At 43.2% G+C, this 15,273-nt stretch carries 11 protein-coding genes; all 11 read left to right on the forward strand.

The window, feature by feature from the left end; genetic code table 11:
• Positions 1-318 precede the first annotated feature (318 nt).
• The 11 genes from NI21_RS0109935 (at position 319) to NI21_RS0109975 (ending at position 15,251) form a co-directional block, all read left to right on the forward strand.
• Entirely contained in the window at positions 319-5,580 is a 5,262-nt protein-coding gene (locus NI21_RS0109935; RefSeq protein WP_033126084.1) for an LPXTG cell wall anchor domain-containing protein, read from the forward strand.
• Between the two features lie 68 nt (positions 5,581-5,648).
• On the forward strand, positions 5,649-5,795 hold the full coding sequence (locus tag NI21_RS16895; protein ID WP_162290843.1) for a hypothetical protein: 147 nt from the start codon (positions 5,649-5,651) through the stop codon (positions 5,793-5,795).
• Entirely contained in the window at positions 5,782-6,060 is a 279-nt protein-coding gene (locus tag NI21_RS16400; RefSeq protein WP_081958036.1) for a hypothetical protein, read from the forward strand. The genes NI21_RS16895 and NI21_RS16400 overlap by 14 nt, the downstream gene beginning before the upstream one ends.
• The gene (locus NI21_RS0109940) at positions 6,061-6,624 is read left to right on the forward strand and encodes a PcfB family protein (RefSeq protein ID WP_003864610.1); all 564 of its coding nucleotides are present in this window, start codon (positions 6,061-6,063) and stop codon (positions 6,622-6,624) included.
• The gene (locus NI21_RS0109945) at positions 6,621-8,444 is read left to right on the forward strand and encodes a VirD4-like conjugal transfer protein, CD1115 family (protein ID WP_033126085.1); all 1,824 of its coding nucleotides are present in this window, start codon (positions 6,621-6,623) and stop codon (positions 8,442-8,444) included. Before NI21_RS0109940 ends, NI21_RS0109945 begins: the two co-directional genes overlap by 4 nt.
• Positions 8,445-8,572: 128 nt before the next feature.
• Positions 8,573-8,788: a Maff2 family mobile element protein gene (locus tag NI21_RS0109950; protein WP_005334815.1), complete on the forward strand. Its 216-nt coding sequence runs from the start codon at positions 8,573-8,575 to the stop codon at positions 8,786-8,788.
• Between the two features lie 19 nt (positions 8,789-8,807).
• Positions 8,808-9,680, forward strand: a complete 873-nt coding sequence (locus NI21_RS0109955; protein WP_015514791.1) for a VirB6/TrbL-like conjugal transfer protein, CD1112 family — start codon at positions 8,808-8,810, stop codon at positions 9,678-9,680.
• A 22-nt stretch (positions 9,681-9,702) separates the two neighbouring features.
• A complete protein-coding gene (locus NI21_RS0109960) occupies positions 9,703-10,092 on the forward strand; it encodes a PrgI family protein (RefSeq protein WP_033126086.1) in 390 nt (129 codons plus the stop codon).
• Positions 10,073-12,514: a VirB4-like conjugal transfer ATPase, CD1110 family gene (locus NI21_RS0109965; RefSeq protein WP_052084040.1), complete on the forward strand. Its 2,442-nt coding sequence runs from the start codon at positions 10,073-10,075 to the stop codon at positions 12,512-12,514. Before NI21_RS0109960 ends, NI21_RS0109965 begins: the two co-directional genes overlap by 20 nt.
• Entirely contained in the window at positions 12,498-12,956 is a 459-nt protein-coding gene (locus NI21_RS0109970; RefSeq protein ID WP_003864573.1) for a hypothetical protein, read from the forward strand. The genes NI21_RS0109965 and NI21_RS0109970 overlap by 17 nt, the downstream gene beginning before the upstream one ends.
• A gap of 51 nt (positions 12,957-13,007) precedes the next feature.
• Positions 13,008-15,251: a CD1108 family mobile element protein gene (locus tag NI21_RS0109975; RefSeq protein ID WP_033126087.1), complete on the forward strand. Its 2,244-nt coding sequence runs from the start codon at positions 13,008-13,010 to the stop codon at positions 15,249-15,251.
• Positions 15,252-15,273 lie beyond the last annotated feature (22 nt).

A 15,273-nucleotide genomic window follows, 5' to 3' on the forward strand; every position in this document is an offset into this window, starting at 1 on the left:
CGTGTCTGCCAGAAGAAAACGTATCAGAGATGGAAACTGATATAGGAACGGATCCGGGAAAGAAAACAGGAAAACGCTTAAATCTTAAATCAAAATAAAATGTCTGAATCTGAAAAGAGGATGACAGTAGAAATCATGTGGCGGTATTTGTGACAAACAGGTACCGCCATATATTTGTGCTGTTATCTCAGCTTGTGCTGACTGTCCCAAATAGCGCAAATTTCAGGAAAGGAGGCGATCATCTTCGTATAAAAGATAATACGCAGACACGAACAGATAACCATACACAAAAAAATCAGAAAGGAAGGATTTAAGAGAATGAACGTGAAAAAGAAAGCACGCAGGGTGATGTCCGGTTTACTGACTGCAGTAACGGTTCTATCGACGGTACTCTCTCCCGCTGTTGCCTATGCTTCTGATGATGCCGGATCTGTAAAAAAGATTCCGTATTATGAGGAGATCAAGGATCAGTTGGATGAAGATGAAGTGGTAACTGCAAAGGATTATGAGATCAAGGTTGGAGACAATTTCGATGTAAAGAGTGATTATACCGGTCTTACGATCCAGGATGACAGCAAAGTAAAAGTTACATTTCAGGAAGCAAAAGATACGGACGGGAATGACTTTTCTACCGATTATGCCAATTCCTATAAGGCAGTCTATTATGTAGAACCACAGACAACGGATCACCCAACCTACCAGATCAATCGAAAGATCGTGGTAAAAGAAGCGGATCAGCAGAAAGATTCGCAGTCAGAAAGTTCTTCTGATCAGGATGCTGGTTCTTCCGATGAGACAGAAACAGAGGATTCTGAGGCTGGCTCGTCTACAGAGGAAACTGGTGATGCTAAAACGGAGAGCAAAACAGAACTGACAGAAAAAGAATTTGATGCAGAGATCGAAGCAACGGAGAATCAGGAGACCGTTGATCCGGAAACAGGGATCACACTCTCAGAGGTTATGCAGGAAGCTGTTGACCAGGAAGTTGCTCTTGCAGATCTTGAAGCAGGCGAAAGTATTACTTTTGATATGCCAATGATGCTTGCTTCCGGTGAAACAGGAACAAAATCAGTCACAGTCACAGCCGGTTCCTGGTACTATTACGCAGATTATGGATTAGGTTCTTATCTGACTTGTCCATATTATGTGAAATGGGGAAGCATCAATGCGACAGCATACTGTGTTGAACCATCGAAAAAAGGACCGGGAAATGGAACTTATACAATCCAGAAACTTGCCGATGGAAAGACACTTGCAAAGGTCTGCTATTACGGAACAAAAGCAAGTGATGAGAATGATTTCTTCGATGAGAAACATCCGGATTTTCCGGCAGGAAAGAGATTCATCATTACCCATCTTGCAGCAGCTTATGCAAATGGATCCAGTGACTGGGCATCCGGAACTAATGCAACAGGAAAGAACCTGGCAATGGAGCTTTACAATTATTGTGTAAATATGCCGGACATTCCGTCTGTAGATATGAGCTTTTCCGAATCTAATGTAAAGGCTTATGTGGAAGGAAACAGCCAGCGAACAAGCGTGATCACATTCAAAGCAGATAAACTGCAGACAATCACATTTAAGTTGCCAAGCGGTGTAAAGCTTGTAAATGTGACAACCGGTAAAACCAGTGCTGCAGGAGCAAGTGTAGAAATCAGTGGAGGTACACAGTTTTATCTGACAGCATCACTTGATCAGGCAGAGAGCGTCAGTGCTACATTTCCTTCTCGGATGAAGGGAAGCATTGATAAAGAATACTCTGCTTACAAGATTGTAACAGGATCTGGAACACAGGACCTGGCTCTTGTTTTCGGTGAAGGTGTCGGAAATGAGAAATATGTGGATTTTAAAGTAACCTGGACAAAAGAATGCAAGGTATCCATTGTAAAGAAAGACCAGGATACAGGCAACGCACTGGCTGGTGCAGTGTACGGGATCTATTCCGATGCTGCATGTACAAAGCTGATTGCAGAGATGCCTGCAACTGATCAGAATGGTGCTTCACAGCTCACAATGGAAAAGACACAGGAAGTTGTTTATCTGAAAGAAATCTCTGTTCCAACAGGGTATCAGATCGATACAAAGTCTTATAATGTGACTCTTGCTATCGGAAAGACAACGACTAAAAATGTAACGGACAAACGAGTAAATGCAAAGTTCAACATTGCAAAACAGGATGCTGAGACAGGCAATGAAGCCCAGGGTGATGCAACACTGGAAGGTGCGGTATATGGTCTTTATGCAAGGGAAGACATTGTTCATCCGGATGGAAGAACCGGAACAATCTATAAGAAAGACACCCTGATCACATCCCTGACAACGGATAAGAATGGCGAAGCTTCTGTATCGGATCTCTATCTTGGAAAGTATTATCTGAAAGAGCTTAGTGCTCCGGTGGGATATGTACTGGATCCGACAGAACATGATGTGGACTGTACTTACGAAGGTGCTACTGTTCCGACAGTAGAAAGAACTTCTGTATGTAAAGAAACCGTCATCAAGCAGCCGTTCCAGATCATCAAGGCAGCAAACAATGGGAAGACCGATGCAGATCTTCTGCAGGGAGTTGGTTTTTCAGCATGGCTTGTCAGTGATCTGAAAGTAAAAGCAGATGGAAGTTACGATTTTGACTCAGCCAGACCAGTTGTACTGACTGCAGATGGCCAGACAGAAATGTTTACCGATGAAAAAGGATATGCAAAATCGATTCCGCTTCCATATGGAACTTATGTGGTAAGAGAGACCACAAGCAAACACAACTATGCACCGGTTGATGATTTTGTAGTGAAGATCACAGAGAATCATCCGGATACACCGCAGACATGGCGAGTGCTTCTGGATAAAGAATTCAAAGCAAAATTAAAGATCATCAAAAAGGATGCAGAAACACAGAAATCTGTACTCCTGGCCAATACTGAGTTCAAGGTATACGACCTGGATAATCAGAAATATGTGGAACAGACAACATCCTATCCGAAGCCAACAGTACACAAATCTTATTTCACAAATGAGGAAGGATACCTGGTACTGCCAAAGAATCTGAAACCTGGTAACTACCGGATTGAGGAAGTGACGGCACCCGATGGGTACACAATATCCAAAAACTATGTGACAGTTGCCGTTGATACAGATACTGCTTATCTGACCGATCCTGTCACAGGAGATGCAGTCATTGATGTGGAATATACCAACGCCCCGGTCAAAGGTCAGTTAAAGATCTATAAACAGGGGGAAGTGTTAAAGGGATTTGATAAGGATTTCCAGTATGAAATGGCCGGACTTGCAGGAGCAGAATTCGAAGTCTATGCGGCAGAGGATATCTATACTGCCGATCATCAGGTAGATGCAGATGGACAGAGAACTCTGTATTTTGCAAAGGATGCACTGGTAGCAACCGTCACAACGGATGCAGATGGTTATGCAACCGTAAAGAATCTTCCACTTGGCAGATACTATGTCAAAGAGAAGAATGCACCGGACACTTATGTATTAAATACTGTGCCGGAAAATGTCGAATTTGCTTATGCGGATCAGGATACTGCAGTGATCGAGAAAGAAATCTCTGTCACAGATGAACGACAGAAAGTGTCGATTACTGTCGAAAAACAGGATGCTGAGACAGGCAATACAGTAGCCGGAGCAGTGTTCGGTATTTACAATGCAAAAGACATTCAGACGAAAGATGGAAAAGTGATCGTCAAAGCAGATACTCTTTTACAGGAAATGACTTCTGATGAAAAAGGTCAGGCAGCATGTACACTGGATCTTCCACTTGGAAGCTATTATGTAAAAGAACTGAAAGCACCAGATGGATTCGTATCTTCGGATGAAGTACTGAGATTTGATGCTTCTTATCAGGGGCAGGATGTACAGACAGTAACATTAAAATCCCTAAAGAAGAACCAGCCGACAACTGTTGAGATCACAAAATCAGATGCAACAACCGGTGTAGAACTGGATGGAGCTTATCTGAAAGTAACGGATAAAGATGGAAATGTAGTAGATAGCTGGACATCTTCCAAAGATGCACCACATGTGATCAAATATCTGAAAGTGGGTGAGACTTATACCCTACATGAAGAGTTTGCACCGCATGGTTATCTGGTAGCCAATGATGTGACATTCACAGTCAAAGATACCGGAGAGGTTCAGAAAGTGGAAATGAAGGACGAGGTACCGGTTGGTGAACTCATCATCAACAAAAAGGGAGAATTCCTGGATTCTGTTACACTGGCCGATAAGGTCAAAGGTGTGGTGGAACACATTTTCAACTATGTAACCGGAAAGCTGACAGATGTTACGTTTGAAGTCTATGCTGAGGAAGACATTAAGGCTGCCGATGGCGTCAGTGACGATTACTATAAAAAGGATGAACTGATCGCAACGATCAAGACAGATGAAACCGGTATTGCAAAACTGGAAAATCTTCCACTTGGTAAATACTATGTGAAAGAAACAGGAACTGCTTACGGTCATGTACTGGATGGTGAGATCCGTCATGTAGATCTGACTTACGTGGATCAGGATACACCGGTTGTAGTCTATGACAAAGACTGGCAGAACAACCGTCAGAGAGTAGAAGTCAGTGTACTTAAGAAGGAAAAAGATTCTGACCGTACACTGGAAGGAGCTATCTTTGGATTATTTGCCAAAGAAGACATTAAGTCTGAGACAACTGGTAAAGTCCTGATCGAAGCCGATGAGATCATTGAACTGAAATCTACGGATGAAGAAGGAAAGATCACATTTGTTGCAGATCTTCCAATAGGAGCAACTTACTATGTAAAAGAGCTCTATGCACCGGACGGATTTGTAACCAACGATGAAGAAAAGGAATTTACCTTTGAGTATGCAGGTGAGGAGCAGCCGACTGTAACCTATGATTTTACCTTTGAAAATCAGCCAACTGTTGTAGAATTTACCAAATCCAGTCTGACAACCGGAAAAGAACTTCCAGGATGTAAGCTGAAAGTGGTAGATGCTGATGGAAATATCGTGGATGAATGGACTTCCGGTAAAGAAGCACATGTGATCCGTGAGCTGACTGTCGGAAAAGAATACACACTGGTTGAAACAAAACCGGCCGATGGTTATGTGACAGCTGAAAGCATGAAATTCACGATCAAAGATACTGGCGATGTGCAGAAAGTCGAGATGAAGGATGATGTGACGAAGGTGAAAATCTCCAAACAGGATATCGCCGGAAAAGAACTTCCAGGAGCAAAACTCACAATCCTTGATCAGGATGGAAAAGTTGTCGAAAGCTGGACCAGTACAGAGAAAGCACATTATATCGAAATGCTTCCGATCGGAAAATACACTCTCCGTGAAGAAACAGCACCGGATGGCTATCTGGTTGCAAAAGATGTGGAATTCGAAGTAAAGGATACTAGTGAAGTACAGCATGTAACCATGGTAGATGAGGAAAAACCGGCAGAAAAGACACCGGATGGTGGAAAACCTGTCAGTGATTCACCAAAGACTGGGGATAACACCAATCTGTGGCTGTGGTTTATACTTCTCGGCATTGGTGCGACTGGTACAGGAGCCCTTGCATTTATGAGAAAAAAGAAACACTAATCAAATAAGAATGAGCGTTCATGGAAACCGAAAGGAATCTGTGGACGCTTTTTTAGATGGGAGAAACCATGAGAAATATCATTATTTTTGTTGCTCTTCTGGGAGCAGCGGCAATATTTACAGTTTTGTATTGTCTCATTGCTGCCGGAAGTCAGGCAGAGAAAAAACTGACAGAAATCATGAGAAAAGAGGAAGAACAGAATGAAGACAAATAAAGATCTAATTATAGAACCAAATGCAGCTATTGAGGGAAGAAAGTACAGCGAAGAAAAGCCATGGTCCTGCAAGTACTGTTACTGGTGGGAAGGTAAAAAGAAAGGCTGTAGCTTGAAACAGTGCCACTATCTGCTTTCGGAAAAGAAAAAAGCAGTAAAAACGACACCATGTGGTGGCTGTCCGTATGGAAAACATGTTCCATGCATCGGATATTGTATTGCCCGTCTTCATTCTGAAATGAAAGGAAAGAAAGGACGTGGGTAATTGCAGGAAGAAGTAAATCAGAAAGTGATCAGCCTGAGCATCCAGGGAGTCAAGATCACTGCCAGTGTGCTAAAAGCAGCCATTCGGAAGTTCCTGGAAATGGACAACCGGAGGAAACAGAAAGCAACGCAGGTGAAAATGGCTGAAAAGACCGGACGGGCCCAGGAGAAAGGAAGGGAAAAAGCCCGAAAAAAGATTGAAAAGAAAAAGCCACATGGAAAGCAGACCATCAAGCAGCTGAATGCACAGGGAGTACAGCTTTCCAACATAAAGATCACAGATGAAAATATCAAATCCTTTGACCGTGTGGCAAGAAAGTACGGGATTGATTACAGCCTGAAAAAAGAAGTCGGTGCGGATCCACCAAAATATCTGGTCTTCTTTAAGGCTAAAGATGTGGATGTGATGACAGCGGCTTTCCGGGAATATGCCGGAGTAGAACTGAAAAAGAAACAGGTGAAGAAACCATCTGTCAGAAAGAAACTGCAGAAATCTGTAGAAAGAAAAGCAAAGCACCGCCAGCGTGTGAAGCAGAGACAAAAATCCAGAGGTCAGGAACGATGATGCGGGAGAAATTACAGAAGGTCCAGATCAAACGGCTGGTGATCTTAAATCTCCCATATTTCTTTATCTTCTATGTAGCAGATAAAGGATCCTGGCTGTACCGACATTGCCTGGGAGAAAGCATGGTCCAGAGACTTGGCGTGATGTTAGTCAATTTCCGACTGGCATTTTTAAGCTGGCTGCCAAGTATCGCTTTGCAGGATCTTACGGTAGGTGTTCTGGTTGCAGGTGCATTAAAACTGGTGGTCTACTATCGTTCTAAAAATGCAAAGAAGTTCCGGCAGGGTGTGGAGTATGGATCCGCAAGATGGGGAAATAGAAAAGATATCGAACCCTTCATGGATCCGGTCTTTGAAAACAATGTCATCCTCACAGAAACGGAACGTCTGACCATGAACAGCCGGCCAAAAGCCCCAAAGTATGCCAGAAATAAAAATGTGATCGTCATCGGTGGTTCCGGATCCGGTAAGACAAGATTCTATGTGAAGCCCAATCTTATGCAGATGACGGACCACGTATCCTATGTGGTCACTGATCCAAAGGGTACGATCATCGTTGAATGCGGGAAGATGCTGGTAAATGGAGGATACCGGATCAAGGTATTAAATACGATCAACTTTAAAAAGTCCATGCATTATAATCCGTTCCATTATATCCGGAGTGAAAAAGACATCTTAAAGCTGGTCAATACCATTATCGCAAATACCAAGGGTGAGGGCGAAAAATCAACGGAAGATTTCTGGGTCAAGGCCGAGCGTCTTTTGTATTCTGCACTGATCGGATACATCTGGTATGAGGCACCGGAGGAAGAACAGAACTTTTCTACTTTGCTGGAATTTATCAACGCCAGTGAGACCAGGGAGGATGATGAAGAATTTAAAAATGCAGTGGATGAATTGTTTGAAGAACTGGAAGCAGAAAATCCGGAACACTTTGCAGTAAGGCAATATCGCAAGTACAAGCTTGCTGCCGGCAAAACTGCGAAGTCGATTTTGATTTCCTGTGGTGCCAGACTTGCACCATTTGACATTCAGGAACTAAGAGAAATCATGTCATATGACGAAATGGAACTGGATATGATCGGTGATCAGAGAACAGCTATGTTTGTCATCATCAGCGATACAGATGACACATTCAACTTTGTGGTAGCAATCATGTACACCCAGCTCTTTAACCTGCTTTGTGATAAAGCGGATGATGAGCATGGAGGCCGACTTCCCTATCATGTACGGCTGCTTCTTGATGAGTTCAGCAATATCGGACAGATTCCAAAATTCGACAAGTTGATTGCTACGATCCGAAGCAGGGAAATCTCCGCTTCTATCATTCTGCAGTCACAATCTCAGCTGAAAACCATCTATAAGGATGCTGCAGAGACGATCACAGGTAACTGTGACACTGTTCTTTTCCTTGGTGGAAAGGAAAGTTCCACACTGAAAGAAATATCAGAAACTCTGGGAAGGGAAACCATTGATCTTTACAACACATCAGACACCAGAGGCAGCAACCGGTCCTATGGACTGAACTATCAAAAGACAGGAAAAGAACTGATGAGTAGAGATGAGCTGGCGGTCATGGATGGAGAAAAATGTATCTTACAGCTTCGAGGAGTCCGGCCGTTTTTAAGCAACAAATATGACATCACAAAGCACAAACGGTACAAGGAACTTGCCGATTTCAATAAGAATAATGCGTTTGATGTCGAAAAGTATCTGGCACACCGACTGGTGCTGTCGGAAGATACAGAATTTGAAATGTATGAAGTAACTGTAACCCAAGAAGACGTATCAGTGATTGAAGCTGAGGAAGGTGAGGACTGATATGAAAGAAAGAATTCGAGCACCCTGCTACTACTGATAAGGGTACAAAAAGGTCTGAATAAAAGGGAAAGGAGTAGAGCCAAACGCTTACAGACCATAAGAAAAAGCGTTTGTTCATACATTTGATTATGGCTTTTTTTAGCAGTGCAATCAATATCCTTCAGACACTGGTCGTTGCAATCGGTGCCGGTCTTGGTGTCTGGGGCGTAATCAACCTGATGGAAGGTTATGGAAACGACAACCCGGGTGCAAAATCCCAGGGAATTAAGCAGCTGATGAGCGGTGGTGGTGTTATCCTGATCGGAACACAACTGATCCCGCTTCTGAGTGGATTATTTGGTTAAGAGAAAGGAGTAGAGATCCATGTTCAGTCAGATTTTTGATGCGATTGAGGAATGGATGAGGGAACTCTTAACCGGGATGATCACTTCCAACTTGGACACGATGTTTACTGATGTCAATCAAAAGACTGGTGAGATCGCTACCCAGGTTGGACAGACCCCGCAAGGGTGGAACGGCAGCATATTCAGTATGATCCGGAACTTATCGGATTCCGTGATCATGCCGATCGCAGGTATTATTATCACACTCGTACTCTGCTACGAATTGATTTCTATGCTGACCGAGCGCAACAACATGCATGATATTGATACCTGGATGTTTTTCAAGTACTTCGTAAAAATGTGGATCGCTGTATATCTGGTGAGTAACACATTTACGATCACAATGGCGGTATTCGATGTGGGCCAGCACGTAGTTAATTCTGCGGCCGGTGTTATCACAGGAAGTACCGCCATTGATATTTCTTCGGCATTGACGGATCTTTCCGCAACACTGGAAAGTATGGAAATCGGAGAACTTGTTGTATTGGCGCTGGAAACCCTTATCGCCGGCTTCTGTATGAGAATCCTGTCTGTACTAATCACAGTGATCATGTATGGACGTATGATAGAGATTTACCTATATACCTCAGTTGCGCCGATTCCATTCGCAACTATGAGTAACAGAGAATGGGGACAGATCGGCACGAATTATTTCAGAGGACTCTTTGCCCTGGCTTTCCAGGCATTTCTGATGATGGTATGCGTTGCAATCTATGCAGTGCTTGTTGCAGGTATCCAGTATTCAGATAATCTGAGTTCTTCATTATTTGGCGTTATGGCTTACACAGTGATCTTATGTTACAGCCTCTTTAAGACGGCATCCTTAAGTAAGTCGATATTTAACGCGCACTAAATTACAGGAAGGAGTGAAAATCATGGCATATGTCAGCGTACCGAAAGATTTAACAAAGGTAAAGAATAAAGTAGCATTTAACCTGACCAAAAGACAGCTAATCTGTATCGGGATAGGTGCTGCAATGGGAATTCCAAGCTATTTCCTCTTGCGTAATGTGATGGGAAACAGTAATGCAGCAACGGTCATGGTGCTTTTGATGTTACCGGCATTTTTATTTGCCATGTACGAAAAAGACGGGATGCATCTGGAAGATGTTCTGATGCATATGATCCGGGTGAAGTTTCTTCGTCCACCCGTTAGAAAATATGAAACTGAAAACTATTATGAGACAGATCCGGAACAGATCAAGCAGTCTCCGGATACAGGAAAACTGAAAGGAGGAAAAACGGTTGCGAAAAAAGAAAAATAAGAAAACTGTCGCAGATACCGGATACAAAAAAGTAGACAGAAAAGAGAAAAAGAAAAAGGAAAAGCAGGAGGAAAAACGCAGGCAGAAAAAACTGTCTGTTCAGCAGTCGATCGCTTATAAGGAAATGGGAAGAGATGGAATCTGCAGGGTACAGGGAAAAACGTATTCTAAGTGCATCCGCTTCTATGACATCAACTACCAGCTGGCTCAGAACGAAGATAAAAATGCAATCTTTGAAAACTGGTGTGATTTCCTCAATTACTTTGATGCCAGTATCCATTTTCAGCTGAGCTTTATCAACCATAAGAGCAGCATGAAGGAGTTTGAGCAGGTCATCCGGATCCGACCACAGGAGGATGCTTTTGATGATGTCCGTATGGAATACGCAAAGATGTTGAAACAGCAGCTGGCAAAAGGAAACAACGGTCTGGTGAAGTCAAAATATATCACCTTTTCCATCGAAGCGGATAATATCCGGGAAGCAAAGCCAAAGCTGGAACGTATTGAATCAGATATCCTGAACAACTTCAAGATCCTTGGAGTTCCAGCCTATCCATTGAATGGAGTGGAAAGATTGCAGATTTTGTATGAGACTTTCAATCCGGATATCATGACAGACTTCCAGTTTGATTATGGTTCCATGATCCGTACTGGACTCAATACCAAAGATTATGTGGCACCGACCAGTTTTGTATTCAAGGACAGAAATACATTCCGTATGGGAAATACCATCGGAGCAGTCTCTTATTTACAGATCCTGGCACCAGAGCTTACAGATAAAATGCTGGCAGAATTTCTGGATATTGATAAGAATCTCATCGTCAACCTGCATGTCCAGTCTGTGGATCAGATGAAGGCAATCAAGCTGGTAAAAAGCAAAGTGACGGATATCAACCGTATGAAAATCGAAGAACAGAAAAAAGCAGTCCGGGCCGGATACGATATGGATATCATTCCATCGGATCTGAACACGTATGGCGGAGAAGCTAAGCGTCTGTTAGAAGACCTGCAGTCACGAAATGAGCGTATGTTCCTTGTAACAGCGCTCTTTTTAAATACTGCAAAGACAAAACAGGCACTGGATAATGCCATCTTCCAGACGGCCGGTATTGCACAGAAATATAACTGTGTGCTGAAACGTCTGGATTATCAGCAGGAAGAAGGATTGATGAGCAGTGTTCCGTTGGGAGTAAATCATATCCCAATCAAGCGGGCTCTTACGACTACCAGTACAGCAATCTTTGTTCCGTTTACGACACAGGAACTTTTTATGGCAGGAGAATCCCTGTATTACGGATTAAATGCACTCAGCAACAACATGATTATGGTGGATCGTAAAAAGCTGAAAAACCCGAATGGACTAATCCTTGGTACACCTGGATCCGGTAAATCCTTTGCTGCAAAAAGAGAAATCACCAACGCTTTCTTTGTTACGAAGGATGACATTATCATCGGAGATCCGGAGGGAGAGTATTATCCACTGGTCCATGCACTTGGCGGACAGGTAGTACACATTTCACCGACCAGTAAGGATTATATCAATCCGATGGATATCAATATGGATTATTCCGATGATGACAATCCACTTGGTGTAAAATCCGATTTTGTCCTGTCCTTATGTGAGCTGATCATGGGAAGCAGGGATGGTATTGAAGCAGAGGAAAAATCAGTAATCGACCGTTGTCTTCCACTGGTGTATCAGAAGTACTTTGCAGATCCAAAACCGGAAAATATGCCGGTCCTTGGTGACCTGTATGATTGCCTCAGAAAGCAGAAAGAACCCCAGGCCCAGAGAATTGCAACAGCACTGGAAATCTATGTAAATGGATCACTGAAAGTATTCAACCATAGAACCAATGTGGAACTGAATAACCGTATTGTCTGCTTTGATATTAAGGAACTTGGAAAGCAGCTGAAGAAAATCGGAATGCTCATCGTCCAGGATCAGGTATGGAACAGAGTTACGATCAACCGTGGCATCAAATCTACCAGGTACTATATCGATGAATTCCACCTTCTGCTCAAAGAAGAACAGACAGCAGCTTATTCTGTAGAAATCTGGAAGAGATTCAGAAAATGGGGTGGTATTCCAAGTGGTATCACCCAGAATATCAAAGATCTTCTTGCCAGCAGGGAAATTGAAAATATCTTTGAGAACAGTGATTTTATCCTGATGCTGAACCAGGCTGCAGGTGACAGACAGATCCTCGCAAAACAGTTGAATATTTCCCCATATCAGTTGTCTTATGTGACGAATTCCAGGGAAGGAGAAGGACTTCTTTTCTATGGAACAACAATTATTCCATTTAAGGACAAGTTCGATAAGAACTTGAAGCTGTACAGTTTGATGACTACAAAACCGGAAGAAGTTGAAAAACGAGAGAAAGAAATGGAGGCGGAAAAGCATGAAGGAAATCGATAAGATCCGAATCAGGCAGTGGAACCAGGATAATCCTTACATTCAGATGAAAAATCTGGAAAATGCACAGCCTGGATACCGTGTTCATACAGTCAATGATGATCATCATCTGTATGAACTTCCGCTGGAAACACAGAACATTATCCTTGACTGGGTATTCTGGAATTTTTATCCGGCACAGAAAATCTATCCGCATCTTACCAGTGATGATCTGAAAGAAGTTCTGTATAAACGTACCCAGATCCATCTGCACAACAATCAGTTCAAGGAGGCTATGCTGATCAATGGTTTCTGGCCGAGAGATCCGAGTGAATTGAACTGGGTATTTCATATCCAGGCGAGCTCTCCAGCAATCAGGACACAGGCAGATGGGTATCCTGGTATCCCGATTATTGGACGCCAGGAACTAAATGAGTACAGAAAGAAAAGTTGTGCCAGGAGGTGATGACCTATAGCCGGAAAAGAATTTAAAGGCAAAGATAAAAAGGTCGCAAAGATGACCAGAGATGGTCTGACAGAAGAAAATCTCCATGATGGTAGTGTAAAAGATATCAGTCACAGGAGCCGTGGGCGACCGGAAACTAAAGAAGAATTTGTTCCTGAACGGGAACGGAAAAAGGCTGAGAATGAAGATTCAAAATCGGGAAAAGGTAAACGACTGCAGATGGAAAAAATCCGGAAATCTTCTGTCCGGCAGGAAGCTGTTGAGGATACAGTTGAAGTTACACCGGAAGAAAAAGTATCTGGATATCGAAAGAAACTGCATCGCCATGAAAAAATCCCGGATGATGATAACAATCTGAACAGCCAAAAGAAATCCATTCGGAAGAAGCAGCTGCAAAAACAGATGACCAAAGAACAGGCAAAAGCCGGAAGATTATCCTTTGATGATGAAGGAAATCAGATGGTGAAAGGTGCTGGCATGAAACCGGGAGGGACAGCCGGGAAATACATTGCTACACAAGCTGTTATATCTGGCATGAAAGCAGTCACTTCCGAAGAGGAAGAAACAGATGAAAATGCAGGTGTGGAAAGTGCCAGACTTGCAGAGCGTGAAACAGAAGCTGCGTTACGTGGCCTACGTCATGCTCAGATCCGCAGCAAACGAACGGATGTGAAAACCCATCGCAGAGGTTATCGTGAGGCTACTGTAGAAAAGAAACTGAAATTTGGTTCTGCAGAAAGTATGGAAGGAGTCAAACATGCAGAATCGGTAAAGAACGCTGAGCAAAAGAGACATTTCTATAACCGCTTCTTTCAGAAAAAACGATATAAGGATGCATACCGGGCAGCCAGAGCCGGAAAATCCGCTGGCAGTCTAGGTGGAGCGACAACCATTACCGGTGTCGAGAACATGACGGTGAAAGCAAAGATTGCCTTGAAAGAGATTATAAAGCGTAATCGTGCCATGTTCGCAGGCATCGGTATTTTTGCGCTTCTTTTTCTTGTCATAGCAGTATCTCTGGGGAGCTGCAGTGCCTCTATTGAGGGTGCTGGATCTGTGATCGGTATTACAACGTATCCAAGTTCAGACGAGGATATCTATGCTGCCGAAAACAGATATGCCGCTTTGGAAAGTGCCTTGAATCAGCAGATCAATGAGATGGAACGAAGACATCCAAATTATGACGAGTATCAGTACAACATTGCTGAGATTGGTCATAATCCATACCATCTTATCTCGTATCTTACCGCAAAATACGGGGACTGGACGTACTCAGATGTTGAAAACGAGCTGCAATCTCTTTTTGAAGCACAATATCATCTGAATACAGAAGGTCGAACAGAAACGGTGACAGAAACCAGAAATGTTCGCGTTGGAGAATCATTGGGACAGGTAGTGACAAGCGGATATTGTAATTGTCGAATCTGTTGTGGTGTATGGTCCGGAGGTCCAACTGCCAGTGGTGCATATCCAACTGCAAACCATACCATTGCTGTAGATGCTTCCAATCCATTTGTGCCGATTGGCACTAAGGTAGTAATGAATGGTGTGGAATACACAGTTGAGGATACCGGAGCCTTTGCACGATATGGTGTCCAGTTTGACGTTTACTATGATAACCATGCTGCAGCCTCTGCTCATGGACACCAGACCTGGGAAGCTTATATCGCAGATGACAATGGCAGTCAGGAAGTAACCGTTACCAGTACAAGCACCAAGAAGATTCTGTATGTGACACTGACAAATGGAAGTTTTGATGCTGTGGCAAGAGCCAATCTGAATGCAGAACAGCTGATTATTTACAATGCGTTAAATACGACCTATGGAAACAGAAATTATCTGTGGGATGTAAACAATGTGACCAGTGGATCAGGCGGTAATGGAATGAGCTATGAGATTCCACCGGAAGCACTGCAGGATGAAGAATTTGCCCGGATGATCCGAGAAGCGGAAAAATATCTGGGAGTACCTTATGTATGGGGTGGTTACTCTCCGTCCGGATTTGACTGTTCAGGATTCGTATCTTATGTCATTAACCACTGTGGTAATGGCTGGAACTATGGACGATTGACCGCAGATGGATTAAGAGGCGTATGTACTTATGTATCACCGCAAGAAGCAAAACCAGGAGATCTGATCTTCTTCCAGGGAACGTATAACACATCCGGTGCAAGCCATGTGGGTATCTATGTCGGTAACAATATGATGATCCATTGCGGGGATCCGATCCATTACTCAAATATCAGCACATCCTACTGGCAGCAACATTTCATGTGCTTTGGAAGACTGCCATAAAGGGGTGAACGAAGGGAGGTGA

The sequence above is a fragment of the Eubacterium sp. ER2 genome (assembly GCF_000765215.1).
GTDB classification, from domain to species: Bacteria; Bacillota; Clostridia; order Lachnospirales; family Lachnospiraceae; genus Claveliimonas; species Claveliimonas intestinigallinarum.

Coding starts and splice junctions, on each gene's coding strand:
- NI21_RS16895 (WP_162290843.1), top strand. CDS start 5,649: ATGAGAAATATCATTATTTTTGTTGCTCTTCTGGGAGCAGCGGCAATA.
- NI21_RS0109955 (WP_015514791.1), top strand. CDS start 8,808: ATGTTCAGTCAGATTTTTGATGCGATTGAGGAATGGATGAGGGAACTC.
- NI21_RS0109960 (WP_033126086.1), top strand. CDS start 9,703: ATGGCATATGTCAGCGTACCGAAAGATTTAACAAAGGTAAAGAATAAA.
- NI21_RS0109950 (WP_005334815.1), top strand. CDS start 8,573: ATGGCTTTTTTTAGCAGTGCAATCAATATCCTTCAGACACTGGTCGTT.
- NI21_RS0109975 (WP_033126087.1), top strand. CDS start 13,008: ATGACCAGAGATGGTCTGACAGAAGAAAATCTCCATGATGGTAGTGTA.
- NI21_RS0109935 (WP_033126084.1), top strand. CDS start 319: ATGAACGTGAAAAAGAAAGCACGCAGGGTGATGTCCGGTTTACTGACT.
- NI21_RS0109945 (WP_033126085.1), top strand. CDS start 6,621: ATGATGCGGGAGAAATTACAGAAGGTCCAGATCAAACGGCTGGTGATC.
- NI21_RS16400 (WP_081958036.1), top strand. CDS start 5,782: ATGAAGACAAATAAAGATCTAATTATAGAACCAAATGCAGCTATTGAG.
- NI21_RS0109970 (WP_003864573.1), top strand. CDS start 12,498: ATGAAGGAAATCGATAAGATCCGAATCAGGCAGTGGAACCAGGATAAT.